Genomic DNA, 13,661 nt, shown 5'->3' on the forward strand with positions numbered 1-13,661 from the left:
CAAATCGGTTTTTTTATTTGAAAAGTTGACGCTCCAATAAAAATGTAGTCAAAATCACATTGAAGTCTTTTTGAATGTCTACAGGCATATATTTGATCCTATACTGACCGCACTTGATTCTGAGCTGCTCAAAATAAAGACCTACTGCTTCTTTATAGCTTTGTTTCACATTATCTGCATATACATTGATGTGATCTCCAGACTCAACATCAATAAAACGAGTAGGTCTGTTTTCAAAATCAAAATCAACTTCGGTATCGCTATCGTAGGTGTGGAATAACACCACGTCATGCTTATTGTATTTCAAGTGTCGCAACGCTTCAAAAAGCTCTTCTTCCTGCCTATCATTTTGAAACATATCCGTAAAAAGAATGATAAGGGATCTTCTTTTAATGTTTTCAGCAATCTCGTGTAGATAGTTATAGGTATCTGTGGATTTTTGGGTGCCCTTTTCCACGCTTATGGAGTTAAGCTGATCCAACAACATAGCATGGTGGCGATCACTACCTTTTTCTGGTGCATAGTACTCATATGAATTAGAATAAACACTCAAACCAACGGCGTCGCGTTGCTTCTTGAGCAGATTCATGATACTTGCTGCTGCAAGGGTTGCGTATCCTATTTTATTCAAACTTCCCAACTCCTGCTTCTTAACTTCAGGATAATGCATGGAAGCACTATTATCAACGATCAGGTGACACCTTAGATTGGTTTCCTCATCATATTTTTTAGTGTAGTATTTATCGGTCTTAGCATAAAGTTTCCAGTCGATGTGTCTGGTACTTTCACCTTGGTTATAAATCTTATGTTCAGCAAACTCTGCACTAAAGCCATGAAAAGGCGATTTATGCATACCGCTTATGTAACCTTCTACCACCTGACTGGCGAGCAAAGCGAGGTTTTTAAATCCAGATGTTTTATTCAGTTCTCTTTGAAGATCCATGTAGTGAATATAAGAAGCAGTTTTCGGTTTTCAGTATTCAGTATTCAGTATTCAAAATCAGGATCTTTTGATGTTTAGCTTTACGGTAGAAAAACTTCATAGGCCATGCAAATTCCTTTGTCGGTAGATATTGAAAACCTACATGGCTCTTATGTTTTTGCCATTAGACTTTCACTACCATTTTACCTTTGTTTTTGCCATCAAAAAGATCGATAAATGCCTGAGGTATCTTTTCAAAACCATCGACGATAGTCTCTTCGTGCTTTAATTTTCCTTCTTGCAGCCAGCTTCCCAATTGCTGTATTCCTTCCTGAAAATCTTCTTCAAAATTGCGCACGATAAAACCTTGCATCTTGATACTCTTCTTCACTATGGTGGTTTCCAATCGCGGTCCTGTGGGCTGCTCCGTTTCATTGTATAACGAGATGGCTCCGCAATTCACGACTCTACCAAATCGGTTGATGTTATTCATGGCGGCATCCAGCGTATAGCTACCTACGTTGTCAAAATAGACATCAATACCATTAGGAGCGGCCTTTTTGATGGCAACTGTCATATCATCAGTTTTGGAATAATTGATGGCTGCGTCAAATCCGTATTCGTCGGTAAGCATGGTGACCTTTTCATCAGTTCCTGCAATTCCTACAACGGTGCATCCCATTATTTTTCCTATTTGTCCAACTACGGTACCTACCGCACCGGCAGCACCAGAAACAAGTAGAGTTTCACCTTCCTTAAGCTCTCCTATTCTTTTGAGGCCAAAGTATGCGGTCAAACCCGTCAAACCTAAAACACCCAGGTAAGCACTTAACGATGCGTTGTCTTTATCGACCTTACGCAATCCTTTGCCTGTATTGGTTTGGAATTTTTTCCATTGTAGCATTCCCGTTAGAAAATCACCTTTTTTGAATTTCTCGTTTTTGCTTTCCACAACCTCAGCTACCACGGCAGATTCCACTGGCTCGTTCAACTTGAAGGGCTCTATATAGGACTTCTCATCGCGCATGCGTCCTCTTAAATAAGGATCTACCGACACATATTTTGTCTCCAGCAATACCTCACCATCCTGTGGGACAGGCTTTTCAGATTCTGTGAATTCAAAATCAGATGTTTGTGGTTTTCCCTTTGGTCTATTTTTTAAAAGTATTGTTTTCATCGTCTTCGCTTTTTTATGAAGTTAAGACTTACCCTATTCGCCATTCTTAGAACGGTCTTAAACTTGTCACGACGTACGTTAAAAATGATGTTTAGATGGACGATGCTTGATGATAGTTCGCTTTCGCGAAAGCGATGCAAATTAAAAGCTGCTCAATTACATTAAGATATTCGGCTTTGATATAGAACTTGAGTGAAATTAGAATGAAAAAAACGTCGAAAAGTAAATGCGCGTTGCCCTTGTTTTTAACTCCAGATTAACGCAGGAATGTATTACGTTTGATGGATAATAAGAAGGCTTAAAATGATAGGGCTTAGAGTACTTATCCTGATGATGTTGTTAGGCAGCAATGCGCTGGCGCTGGCATCTACAGTCACGGTCAGTCCTATTATTGTCGCTAGCGAGCAAGGCACTGGAGAGAGTTTAAGCGATAGCAACCACTATCAGCATCTGCTAGGTGACATTGAAAAAAGCTTGGAAAGCAGTACGCTTTCTACCTTTTTAAGATCGTTCCCTAATCCTATATTTTTAGAACCTACTGATGGCAAATCTAGCTTAGGTCTAGACTGCGCCATACAAGGCTGCTATCTTATCTATGCAAGCCGTATAGAATTGAGGCTTGACAGTCATCGCATAGGTTTCCCTTTTCATCTTTTTCCCTGATCTAGGACCTACTAGCTTTATCCTTTGGAAGGTTAAAACTTTCCTAGATTCTCTATGCCGTACTTCGAGCATGTAAGAGAGTCATTTTCAAAAAATATAAATATTTAAATTATCATCAAATGGATCATTCATTCATTATCGTGAGCCTTATCGTTGTAGGCTTAGTTGCTATTCCCTATTACCTATTTATCAGCGCAGGAACTAGCGAGACCAAAAAAATAGCATTGAAAATCAAAAAGGTGGTTTTGGAAAACAATCTGCAAATCTCTCAAGACGAGCGCTGGAACCATAAATACATTGGTATCGATACACAGCAAAAGGTCCTGGTATTTCTAAAGGCTGCAACTGCTGAAAACGCTGTATCTCAAGATACGGTTCAGATATTAAACTTGGCTCATGTCAAAAACTGTCTAGTGATTGAACATAGAAAAGGGAATAAAGCCAATGCAGTTTTGGAAAGGTTGGACCTTCAAATCCATCTTATTAATGGAACCTCTCAATTATTGAATTTCTACAATCTAGACGACAATGATGCAGAGGATTATGAAGTGCAACGCGCAGAAAAGTGGAAAACGATCATCACCACTCAATTGCGTGCTGGTGCTAGTGTGAAAAGAGCGGCCTAACTGCTCTATTCTGTGGTTGGATGTCTACAACCGGATATGCTCCATAACTTGATGAAAAACAAGATTTTATTTCGCTTTCCTGTCTGCCGACAGGCAGGCGAGTAAGAGAGTATCCTAAACGACATGGCATAAAAAAGCCCGTTTTGAAAAATCAAAACGGGTTTTTTATTGTTATGCAGAAACTTCTACAAAAGCGCGTCCAATGCGTCTGTGTAGGCATTCTTAGGAGCAACTCCTACTTGACGACCTACCACTTCTCCATTTTGGAATACCAAAACTGTTGGTATGTTACGTACACCATATTTTGCTGCAAACTCTTGATTTGCATCAACATCTAGTTTACCCACAACGGCTTTGTCTGTATATTCAGTAGAAACTTCATCAATGATAGGACCTACCATACGACATGGTCCACACCATGCTGCCCAAAAGTCAACCAAAACAGGTTTGTCACTTTTAAGGACTGTTTCTTCAAAATTTGCATCTGTTATCTCTAATGCCATGATTTCTATATTATTAATTATTTACAAATTTAGGCAAAACTCGCGCCAGTTTTCTTAAACCTATATTAGAGTTACTTATATAAGTATGTTATTATGTGATTATCCTTTGACACCATAACTTATCTCTGCCTCGTCCAGCATGGAAAGTAGCTCTGCATTGACATTTACCTTGTGCAACCTACTGGACATATCCAGTGATATTTTTTCCTCATGATCCTTGAGATTAAAGTGCAACTTGTGATCGCCTTTATGTTTTTCCAATACTTCCTTGAGCAGTTCCACACGTTTTTCCATAAGCTCTGTCACGTGAAATTCTATAATCAAGGATTTTGCACTGGTAGCCATGACATCCTGCAATTGTTGCATATGGGTGAACTGGATTCTAGGATCTCGCGGTTTACCCGTGTTCTTATCCATCCAGCCTTGCTGGATCTTGATTTTAGCATACAAGAACGTATTGGGAACCAGAAAGTGTCTGAACTTTAAGTATTCTTCACCAAATAATCTAAACTCATAGCTATCGTTGTAATCCTCCAAAACAAAACTACCGAATGGCTTGTTTGCTTTACTTACCAAATGACGGCATTCTGAAATTACACCACAAAAACTCAATTCTTTATTGACCAGTGATTCAAGATCAGTAAGTACCGATAGATTAGAATTACAGAAGAAATCGATTTCCTTTTTATAATCATCCAATGGATGACCAGAAATATAAATCCCGACGACTTCCTTTTCTCTTTTTAATTTCTCCATGGTTCCCCAATCTTCACAGACCGGCAATTGAGGCTCTGGTATTTGCACGTCGCTGGATTCTCCGAAAAGACTTACCTGCGCACTATTCTCATTTTCCTGGAATTTCTGAGCATATTTTACCACCTGCTCTAGGAACATTTGACCATTGTCTGCTTCATGAAAATATTGCGCTCTATTATCGCCGCCCAATCCATCAAAACCACCGCTTAAGGCTAGAGCTTCAAAAGATTTTTTATTGGCAGCCCTTAGATCGATACGTTTTGCCATATCAAATATGCTGATATAGGGCTTTTCTGACCTGTTCTCAATAATGGTCATCACGGCATTATATCCCAAACCTTTAACGGCACCCATTCCAAAACGTATGGCTCCTTTAGGGTTTACCGTAAATTTATAATTGGATTCATTCACATCTGGTCCCAATACTTCCAGTCCCATGCGACGGCATTCATCCATAAATTTAGTGACGTCCTTGATCTGGTTCATGTTGTTGGACAACGTTGCCGCCATAAACTCTGCTGGATAATTAGCTTTTAAGTAGGCGGTTTGGTAAGCAATCCAAGCATAACAGGTCGAGTGCGATTTATTAAAGGCATAAGATGCAAATGCTTCCCAGTCTTTCCATACCTTTTCCAGGATGGTTCTATCATGACCATTGCTTTCTCCAGCATCCAGAAACTGAGGTTTCATTTTTTGCAGAGTTGCCATTTGCTTTTTACCCATGGCCTTTCTCAAAACGTCGGCATCACCTTTGGAGAAGTTAGCCAGTTTTTGAGAAAGTAGCATCACCTGCTCTTGATACACGGTAATACCATAAGTTTCCTTGAGGTATTCTTCCATCGCATCTAAATCATAGCTTATTTCTTTACGGCCATGTTTGCGGTCAATAAATTCTGGAATGTATTCTAATGGACCTGGACGGTACAATGCGTTCATGGCAATAAGGTCGGCAAACTGGGTAGGTTTGAGTTCACGCATGTATTTTTGCATCCCAACACTTTCATATTGAAATATTGCGGTGGTTTCACCACGCTGGAACAGCTCATAGGTTTTATCATCATCCAGAGGTATAGATTCTATATCCAACGAGATTCCATGTCGCTCCTTGATGATGGCTACCGTATCCTTGATTTGACTTAAGGTTTTCAAGCCCAGAAAGTCCATTTTCAACAAACCGGCGCTTTCCACGACTTCATTGTCAAACTGGGTCACATAAAGATCTGAATTCTTTGCTGTTGCAACAGGAACAAAATTGGTCAAATCGTCTGGTGTGATGATCACACCACAAGCGTGTACTCCTGTGTTCCTTACAGATCCTTCCAGGATTCTAGCTTGCTTCAACATCTCGCCTACTGGATCATCACCTTCGGCCAGCTCGCGCAATTCCCTTACCATATCTGCATCATCACCTCTAAATTTCCCGCTGATCTCATTGTCCTCGAGTGCAAATATCTTCTTGAGTTTTGCAAAATCCGGAATCAATTTAGCCACGCGATCGGCATCCTGAAGTGGTAAATCCAGCGCTCTGGCGCAATCCCTTATAGATGACTTTGCCGCCATGGTTCCATAAGTGATGATCTGTGCTACTTGTGAGGCACCATATTTCTCGATGACATAATCCATGACTTTATACCTATTCTCATCATCAAAGTCAATATCAATATCTGGCATGGATACACGATCCGGATTTAGGAACCTCTCAAAAAGTAGATCGTAGTGGATAGGATCCACATTAGTAATCTTCAAACAATAGGCTACCGCACTACCAGCAGCAGATCCACGACCTGGTCCAACGGCCACATCCATCTCACGGGCGGCTTTGATAAAGTCCCATGTGATCAGGAAATAACCTGGATAACCGGTATTTTTAATGACCTCAAGCTCAAAATCCAGTCGCTCACGTATCTCATCACTAAAATCTTCTCCATAACGCAGCTTAGCACCTTCATAGGTCAAGTGCCTTAAATAGGCGTTTTCACCATTTTTGGTTTTGTTGATCGCATCATCTGGATCAACAAATTCTTCAGGAATTTGGAAGGCCGGCAATAATACGTCACGGGCAAGTTCATAAGCTTCTACCTTATCAATTACTTCCTGAACGTTTAAGATCGCATCTGGTAAATCCTTGAAAAGCTGCTTCATTTCATCGCTGGATTTGAAGTAGTACTCTTGGTTGGGCAATCCATAACGGTAACCGCGACCGCGACCTATAGGCGTTGCCTGCTTTTCATTATCCTTGACACACAATAAAATATCATGCGCATTAGCATCTGCCTTATCGATGTAATAGGTATTGTTGGTAGCAACAATTTTTACCTCGTGTTTTGAAGCCAGCTCAAGCAAGACCTGGTTACAGCGTTGCTCATCTTCTTGATCGTGGCGCATGATTTCAATATAGAGATCTTCACCAAAATGTTCCTTCCACCACAGCAATGCCTCTTCGGCCTGCTTTTCTCCTACATTAAGAATTTTGGATGGTACTTCTCCATATAGGTTACCCGTCAGGACGATAAGATCATCTTTATACTGTTCCACCAATTTTTTATCAATACGTGGCACGTAGTAAAATCCTTCTGTATAGGCCTTACTCGCCATTTTGGCGAGATTGTGATACCCGTTTTTATTTTTGGCAAGCATGACGATCTGGTAGCCGTTGTCCTTGACCGACTTATCGTTCATGTCCTCACACACCTGAAACTCACAACCTATAATAGGCTTGATGGGTTTAAGGTGTGTATCTGCATCACCAGCAAGACTGGCATTATGGGCCTTAACCGCACGTACAAAATGAAAGGCGCCCATCATGTTTGCATGGTCTGTCATGGCCACGGCAGGCATATCGTTTGCCGCCGCTGCCTGTACCAGATCCTGAACACTTGCCGTAGATTGTAGGATAGAAAACTGACTGTGGTTGTGCAAATGAGCAAAAGGCGCACTGCTCAATTCATCCAGATTCTCCTTGATCTCTGCTTTTGAGATTTCCGGCTCATCGTTGGAAACCAGTCTAGCCGATGCCTCTTTAAGGTTGGTATGCGGGATACCTGCAGGTTGGATGGTGGTTGGGTTGCTTTCGCGAAAGCGAACCAAATAATCTGCATCCTGCTTTAATTGTGCCACCGTGTATTGCTGCAGTCTTACCAGTTCAAAGAAACAGCGAGTAGTGGCCTCCACGTCTGCCGTGGCGTTGTGTGCCTCGCCAAAAGGTTCTTTAAAAAGAAACTCGTGAAGCTCTGTCAACGTGGGCAGCTTGAACTTACCGCCGCGTCCACCAGGAATCTGGCAAAGCTGCGCGGTATGCTCTGTACAGGTGTCCAGCACCGGGATTTCCTGCAGGTTGTTCTCCATTTGCGCACGGATGAACTCTGCACCGGTCACGTTAAGGTCAAACTGTAGATTTTGTCCCACGACAAAGTTGGTCATCGCCAGCGCATCGTTGAATTTCTCGAGCACTTCCAGCAATGGTTTTCCTTCCTTTTGCGCTAGCGCGGTAGAGATACCGTGGATGCGCTCTGAATCGTAGGGAATATCATAACCATCGGGCTGGATCAGATAATCCTGATGGTCCACCATGTTGCCCATATCGTCATGCAACTGCCAGGCGATTTGCACCACTCGTGGCCAGTTGTCAACATCTGTATAAGGTGCATCCCAACGTTTAGGTAATCCAGTGGTTTCAGTATCAAATATTAAGTACATAGGGCTGTGTGGCGTTTGAACAGTGATTTACAAATAACTGATTATCTGTATTTTGAATTATCGAAATTGAAAAATTCGGGAAGTTTAAATATAGTTCAAATGCTTGTTTCTAACCAGATCACTTATCCACAAGTATGCTTGATTTATACACAATAAAAAATCCCATCTCGCTATTGAGATGGGATCTAAATTTGTAGAGTAGTTCACTTAAATTCTAGTGAGCTGCTTCCAACATATTGATCGTTTTCAAGGTTTCTTGAATACGGTTTCTATGATTGGTCAATATATTTTTTGTGGAAATTGGTAAGGTCGTATTGTTGATAATCTCATTATACTCTTCAACCGCTTTTTTCTCGCCTCGTATAGCCTCTTCTAAAATGGCCTCTTCATTATCGTTAGAAAATGTGGATTTAATATTCATCCATGTGCGGTGTAGATCGCCTTTTACACTGGTCCCTTTATCAGGTTCCTGCCCCCATGTTTTCATTTCGGCTTTTAATTGATGTCCAAAATCATAACGTTCCTTCTGTTGTGTATCAAAAAAGCTTTTCAATCTGGAATCTTCTATTTTGTCCTTTGCCAGCTTATAACCAGCTTCGGCATCATAGTTTTTTTCCAATAACTCGTTTAACTTATTTCCTATTTTGTCTGTGTAATTCATAATATTAGTTTGTATGGTTTGTAATTCGTTATACCTTAATATAACAACATAAGATCTTTAAAACACCCTGATTACCAATACTTTAATTTAATCTTACCATCAGCTTAACGTTAGAAGGCCTAATTACCTGACTTTGTTAATTTAATTAACGAGCACGCTGCCGGTGTCATTTTGAAAAAAAAAATCCCAAGAGTAATTGGTCAAAACCAACACCTCTTAGGATTTGATTAGCGCGTCTTTAAAAGACAACGCATAATTTGTTACCAAGTTTTCTCTAAGGACTTGACATTAGTCAAGGCACTCTGGATATTATCTCTGTGTTTTGTCAACACACTTTTAGTAGATGGTGGCAATGTGCTGTCATTGATGATTTCATTGTACTCCTCAACGGCAGCCTTCTCTCCACGTATAGCTTCTTCAAGAATACTGTCTGCACTGTTTGCAGAGAATGTGGATTTAATATTCATCCATGCACGGTGCGCATCACCTGCTAGACTGGTTCCTTTATCAGGTTCCTGTCCAAAGCTCTTCAACTCGGCTTTCAATTCATGACCAAAGTTGTAACGCTCCTGTGCCTGCTTACCAAAGAAATCTTTCAACTGCGTGTTATCCACTTGCTCCTTTGCGGTTTTGTAACCAGCTTCTGCATCATAGTTCTTTTCCAATAATGCGTTTAATTTTTTTCCTACTTCATCTGTATAGCTCATGATAGTTGTTTTAAGTGATTAATTATGACCCTAATTTACTGCTATGTGGGTTGTTTCGTACGTCGTTTGGGATTGGTTTGGCTTAAGTTTAGGCCGCTATTAACGATTGTGTAAAGCAACTATTCAAATACGTTAAGATATTAACGATGTACGTTTGAGAGCGACATGATTATTCCTGTCTATAGAAACTGACACAAAAACGACTCAAAAAACACGGTTTTTCTGTTTCAACTTTTCATTCCTCATTTTTGTAAAAAGCATACCCGTCTTTAGAAGCCTTTTTGAGGTTGGAAGAAGTTGAAATGACGCTTTCGCGAAAGCGAAAACCCCAAAATCATTTTAACACCCAACGAACTTATGGGACTTTCAAGAGTAGGAATTAGCTTACTTATCGCTGTTTTTTTCAGTCTCAATCTGCTCTTAAATCGATGTTAATAACCATGTGGAGAACGTCCCAAGATTTCACTGAAAATTTCCCTGATCTATGACGACTTTTAAATTATTCAAGTCATTTAAAGTTTGCCCATGGAAATCACTCACATCAGAAAGAGAGACTTCAGCGTTAAGCCGTTCGATCTCAACAACATAACAAATGCAGTATTTAAGGCGCTATCTGCCGTAAATTCTGGAACCCAAGAAGACGCCCAAAACGTTGCCCTAGCGGTGTATAAAACCCTGATGAAAAGGAAGGATATCGATCCTAATTACATTCCTACCATCGAGCAGGTTCAAGACATCGTCGAGAATAAATTGATGGAAACTGAATTTCACGAGGCGGCAAAAGCTTACATCCTATATAGAAATCAACGCGCCATGGAGCGCAAGACGGATATTTTTGAGAAGCGCGTCAACTTGAAGCCTTACGAGTATCCACAACTATACGAATATGTGCCAGCGATACGTCATTCCTACTGGATCCATACGGAATATAATTTTACCAGCGACATCCAGGATTTCAAATCCAGATTGACACCGGTAGAACAAAGTGCCATCAAAAACACCATGCTGGCCATTTCACAAATTGAGGTAGCCGTAAAATCCTTCTGGGGTGATTTGTATCACCGTATGCCAAAACCAGAAATAGGCGCCGTAGGATCCACCTTTGCAGAAAGTGAAGTACGTCATGCAGATGCCTACTCGCACCTTATCGAGATCCTGGGACTTAATGAAGAATTCAAGGCGTTAAAAAAGAAACCTGTGATCATGAAACGTGTGCAGTATCTGGAAACCGCGTTGCGCAATTCTAAAGCAGACGACAACCAGAGCTATGCAGAAGCTGTATTGCTTTTTAGCCTTTTCATTGAGCACGTATCCTTGTTCTCACAGTTCTTGATCATCATGGGCTTTAACAAGCACAAGAACATGTTGAAGGGAATTTCCAATGTGGTAGAAGCTACCAGTAAGGAAGAGCAGATTCACGGTGATTTTGGTATCGACTTGATCAGAATTCTACGTGACGAACAACCAGGCTGGTTTACAGAAGAATACCACGAGCGTATCCAGAACATGTGTAGAAGATCCTTTGAGGCAGAAAGCGCCCTTGTGGACTGGATCTTTGAAGAAGGAGAACTGGACTTCTTGCCTAAAGCCGTAGTCAACGAGTTTATCAAAAACAGATTCAACAACTCGCTTGCCAGTATAGGTATCGAGAAAGTATTTGAAATTGACGAAGACCTCATCGCACAAACGGAATGGTTTGACGATGAAATTATTGCCACTAAACATGGAGACTTCTTTGTGAAGCGATCCATCAACTATACCAAGAGAGCCCAAAGTGTAACCAAAGACGACCTATTTTAATTATGAAAGAACAGAATACCACGACACAAGTAGAACAACAACAAAAGGTTGATGCCAACCAGAAGTTGGTTGACGCAAGAAAAGAAGCTCTCAACTCTGCAAAACCATCTAAGGAAGGTTTTGAATGGTTGAACGAGAACAGCCGCAACTTTTTGGAAGCTGGATACCTAACACCTGGCGCAACACCAGAAGGGCGCATACGTGAAATAGCAGAGCGCGCCGAAGCTATCCTGAAAATTCCAGGCTATGCAGACAAGTTCTATGGTTACATGAGTGAAGGCTTTTACTCACTGGCATCACCAGTATGGTCTAACTTTGGTAAGCGTCGTGGCTTGCCCATCAGTTGTTTTGGTTCCCACATTGATGATGATATAGGTAATATTCTATATTCACAGTCGGAAGTTGGGATGATGTCAAAACTAGGTGGTGGTACCTCTGGTTACTTTGGTAAAATACGTCATCGCGGTGCTGCCATTAAAAATAATGGAGAGGCATCTGGAGCGGTTCATATCATGAGATTGTTTGAATCTATGGTAGATGTAGTAAGTCAGGGATCTGTACGTCGTGGACGTTTCTCTCCTTACCTACCTGTAGAACATCCAGACATCAATGAGTTCCTAGAAATAGGAACTGAAGGAAATCCTATTCAGGAATTAACGCACGGTGTGACCGTGACTAATGAATGGATGGAGCAAATGATCGCCGGCGATGAGCAAAAGCGTACCATCTGGGCACGTGTACTGCAGTCTCGTGGTGAGATGGGCTATCCATACATCTTCTTTACAGACAATGCCAACAACAACGCGGCAGATGTTTACCAGGATAAAAAGATGCCAATCTATGCCAGCAACCTGTGTACAGAGATCATGTTGCCATCCAGCGATGAATACTCTTTCGTATGCGTGTTGTCCAGCATCAACCTTTTGCATTATGACAAGTGGAAGGACACAGACGCCGTAGAAACTATGGTATACTTCCTTGACGCTGTGATTACAGAGTTCTTGGAAAAACTGGAAGCATATCGTGACTCTGATAAGCTGGACGACCGTCAGACGTTCCTGTTTATGGAGCGTGCGTACAAGTTTGCAAAAGACAACCGTTCCCTAGGCTTAGGCGCTTTAGGATGGCACTCTTTACTCCAGTCAAAAAGATTGGCATTCAACAGCCAGGAAGCCTTCAATTTAAACAGCGAGATCTTCAAGGCGCTTAAAGAAAAGAGTTACAAAGCGAGCGAGGAGTTAGCACAAAAATTCGGTGAGCCAGAATTGTTAAAAGGTTACGGCCGTAGAAACGCGACGCTTAATGCGATCGCTCCTACCACTTCTAGCGCATTTATCCTAGGCCAAGTATCCCAAGGTATCGAGCCTATCTGGTCCAATATTTATGTGAAGGACATTGCCAAAATCAAGACCACTATCAAGAATCCATACTTAGTGGAATTGTTGGAAGAAAAGGGAATGAATACTCAAGAAGTGTGGCATGACATACGCAACCATGACGGTAGTGTGCAGCACCTGGATTTCTTGACAGAGAATGAAAAAGCCGTTTTCCAGACCTACAGTGAGCTGGACCAGATGGACATCATCTATCAGGCAGCAAACCGTCAGAATCACATTGACCAAGGTCAGTCCGTGAACATCATCGTTCATCCAGACATGGCTACTAAAGATGTGAACAAGATCCACATTACCGCATGGAAACTGGGATTGAAATCCCTTTATTACCAGCACAGTATGAACGCCGCGCAGAAGTTCAAGCAAAAGAAAGAATGCGTGAGCTGCGAGGCGTAATGAAAATAATAAAAAAGCACCTTTAAAAAGGTGCTTTTTAAAAAGTTAATGAAAATAGGATAGGGATTTAGTAACCAATTCTATTGACCAGTAATCTTTAAGGTTCTAAAAACATATATAGAGCAGCAAGTCGAATTAGAATTTATCTCATTAATAAATATCTAAACATTCCAAAAGATTACTCTTAAACGTCGATGTCATCAGCATCGGCGTTTTTGGTTTGATAAATATAAGTTTAAATGTGTGAACTTTGAAAACTAGCTGAATTTTTTTATAGGTCAATTTCTAGTGTAAATAGGAGTTCGTGATTTTTACAATTGAACTTTTCTAGGGGCATGACTTCGCTCAGTGCGCCAGTCG

The 13,661-nt window shown here is 41.0% G+C and carries 10 protein-coding genes; 4 read left to right on the plus strand and 6 right to left on the minus strand.

All coding sequences use genetic code 11. The features are described 5' to 3' along the window. Window positions 1–13 precede the first annotated feature (13 nt). Both AAU57_RS00710 and AAU57_RS00715 read right to left on the minus strand, forming a co-directional pair. Entirely contained in the window at window positions 14–943 is a 930-nt protein-coding gene (locus tag AAU57_RS00710; protein WP_055411091.1) for a DUF58 domain-containing protein, read from the minus strand. A gap of 163 nt (window positions 944–1,106) precedes the next feature. Beyond that, window positions 1,107–2,099: an NADP-dependent oxidoreductase gene (locus tag AAU57_RS00715; protein WP_055411092.1), complete on the minus strand. Its 993-nt coding sequence runs from the start codon at window positions 2,097–2,099 to the stop codon at window positions 1,107–1,109. A 303-nt stretch (window positions 2,100–2,402) separates the two neighbouring features. Between AAU57_RS00715 and AAU57_RS00720 the strand changes: the two genes are divergently transcribed. After that, the gene (locus AAU57_RS00720) at window positions 2,403–2,762 is read left to right on the plus strand and encodes a hypothetical protein (protein ID WP_055411093.1); all 360 of its coding nucleotides are present in this window, start codon (window positions 2,403–2,405) and stop codon (window positions 2,760–2,762) included. Between the two features lie 119 nt (window positions 2,763–2,881). Further along, the gene (locus tag AAU57_RS00725; RefSeq protein ID WP_055411094.1) at window positions 2,882–3,388 is read left to right on the plus strand and encodes a hypothetical protein; all 507 of its coding nucleotides are present in this window, start codon (window positions 2,882–2,884) and stop codon (window positions 3,386–3,388) included. Window positions 3,389–3,573: 185 nt separating this feature from the next. Here AAU57_RS00725 and trxA read toward each other — a convergent pair whose 3' ends face one another. The 4 genes from trxA to AAU57_RS00745 form a co-directional block, all read right to left on the minus strand. Continuing rightward, a complete protein-coding gene (gene trxA, locus AAU57_RS00730) occupies window positions 3,574–3,891 on the minus strand; it encodes a thioredoxin (protein ID WP_055411095.1) in 318 nt (105 codons plus the stop codon). A gap of 99 nt (window positions 3,892–3,990) precedes the next feature. Beyond that, entirely contained in the window at window positions 3,991–8,343 is a 4,353-nt protein-coding gene (gene dnaE, locus AAU57_RS00735; protein WP_055411096.1) for a DNA polymerase III subunit alpha, read from the minus strand. A 214-nt stretch (window positions 8,344–8,557) separates the two neighbouring features. Beyond that, window positions 8,558–9,004, minus strand: a complete 447-nt coding sequence (locus AAU57_RS00740; RefSeq protein ID WP_055411097.1) for a ferritin-like domain-containing protein — start codon at window positions 9,002–9,004, stop codon at window positions 8,558–8,560. A 260-nt stretch (window positions 9,005–9,264) separates the two neighbouring features. Continuing rightward, on the minus strand, window positions 9,265–9,711 hold the full coding sequence (locus AAU57_RS00745; RefSeq protein WP_055411098.1) for a ferritin-like domain-containing protein: 447 nt from the start codon (window positions 9,709–9,711) through the stop codon (window positions 9,265–9,267). Window positions 9,712–10,236: 525 nt separating this feature from the next. On the opposite strand from AAU57_RS00745, the gene AAU57_RS00750 reads away from it, so the two are divergent. Continuing rightward, a complete protein-coding gene (locus AAU57_RS00750) occupies window positions 10,237–11,511 on the plus strand; it encodes a ribonucleotide-diphosphate reductase subunit beta (RefSeq protein WP_055411099.1) in 1,275 nt (424 codons plus the stop codon). Between the two features lie 2 nt (window positions 11,512–11,513). Continuing rightward, window positions 11,514–13,301, plus strand: coding sequence for a ribonucleoside-diphosphate reductase subunit alpha (locus AAU57_RS00755; protein WP_055411100.1), 1,788 nt, complete (start codon window positions 11,514–11,516; stop codon window positions 13,299–13,301). Window positions 13,302–13,661: the final 360 nt, after the last annotated feature.

This window comes from Nonlabens sp. YIK11 (genome assembly GCF_001413925.1).
GTDB lineage: Bacteria > Bacteroidota > Bacteroidia > Flavobacteriales > Flavobacteriaceae > Nonlabens.

Excerpts from the sequence above, each read along its gene's own strand:
- AAU57_RS00755 (WP_055411100.1), top strand. The coding sequence starts at position 11,514 with ATGAAAGAACAGAATACCACGACACAAGTAGAACAACAACAAAAGGTT.
- AAU57_RS00745 (WP_055411098.1), bottom strand. The coding sequence starts at position 9,711 with ATGAGCTATACAGATGAAGTAGGAAAAAAATTAAACGCATTATTGGAA.
- AAU57_RS00710 (WP_055411091.1), bottom strand. The coding sequence starts at position 943 with ATGGATCTTCAAAGAGAACTGAATAAAACATCTGGATTTAAAAACCTC.
- AAU57_RS00720 (WP_055411093.1), top strand. The coding sequence starts at position 2,403 with ATGATAGGGCTTAGAGTACTTATCCTGATGATGTTGTTAGGCAGCAAT.
- AAU57_RS00740 (WP_055411097.1), bottom strand. The coding sequence starts at position 9,004 with ATGAATTACACAGACAAAATAGGAAATAAGTTAAACGAGTTATTGGAA.
- AAU57_RS00715 (WP_055411092.1), bottom strand. The coding sequence starts at position 2,099 with ATGAAAACAATACTTTTAAAAAATAGACCAAAGGGAAAACCACAAACA.
- trxA (WP_055411095.1), bottom strand. The coding sequence starts at position 3,891 with ATGGCATTAGAGATAACAGATGCAAATTTTGAAGAAACAGTCCTTAAA.
- AAU57_RS00750 (WP_055411099.1), top strand. The coding sequence starts at position 10,237 with ATGGAAATCACTCACATCAGAAAGAGAGACTTCAGCGTTAAGCCGTTC.
- AAU57_RS00725 (WP_055411094.1), top strand. The coding sequence starts at position 2,882 with ATGGATCATTCATTCATTATCGTGAGCCTTATCGTTGTAGGCTTAGTT.
- dnaE (WP_055411096.1), bottom strand. The coding sequence starts at position 8,343 with ATGTACTTAATATTTGATACTGAAACCACTGGATTACCTAAACGTTGG.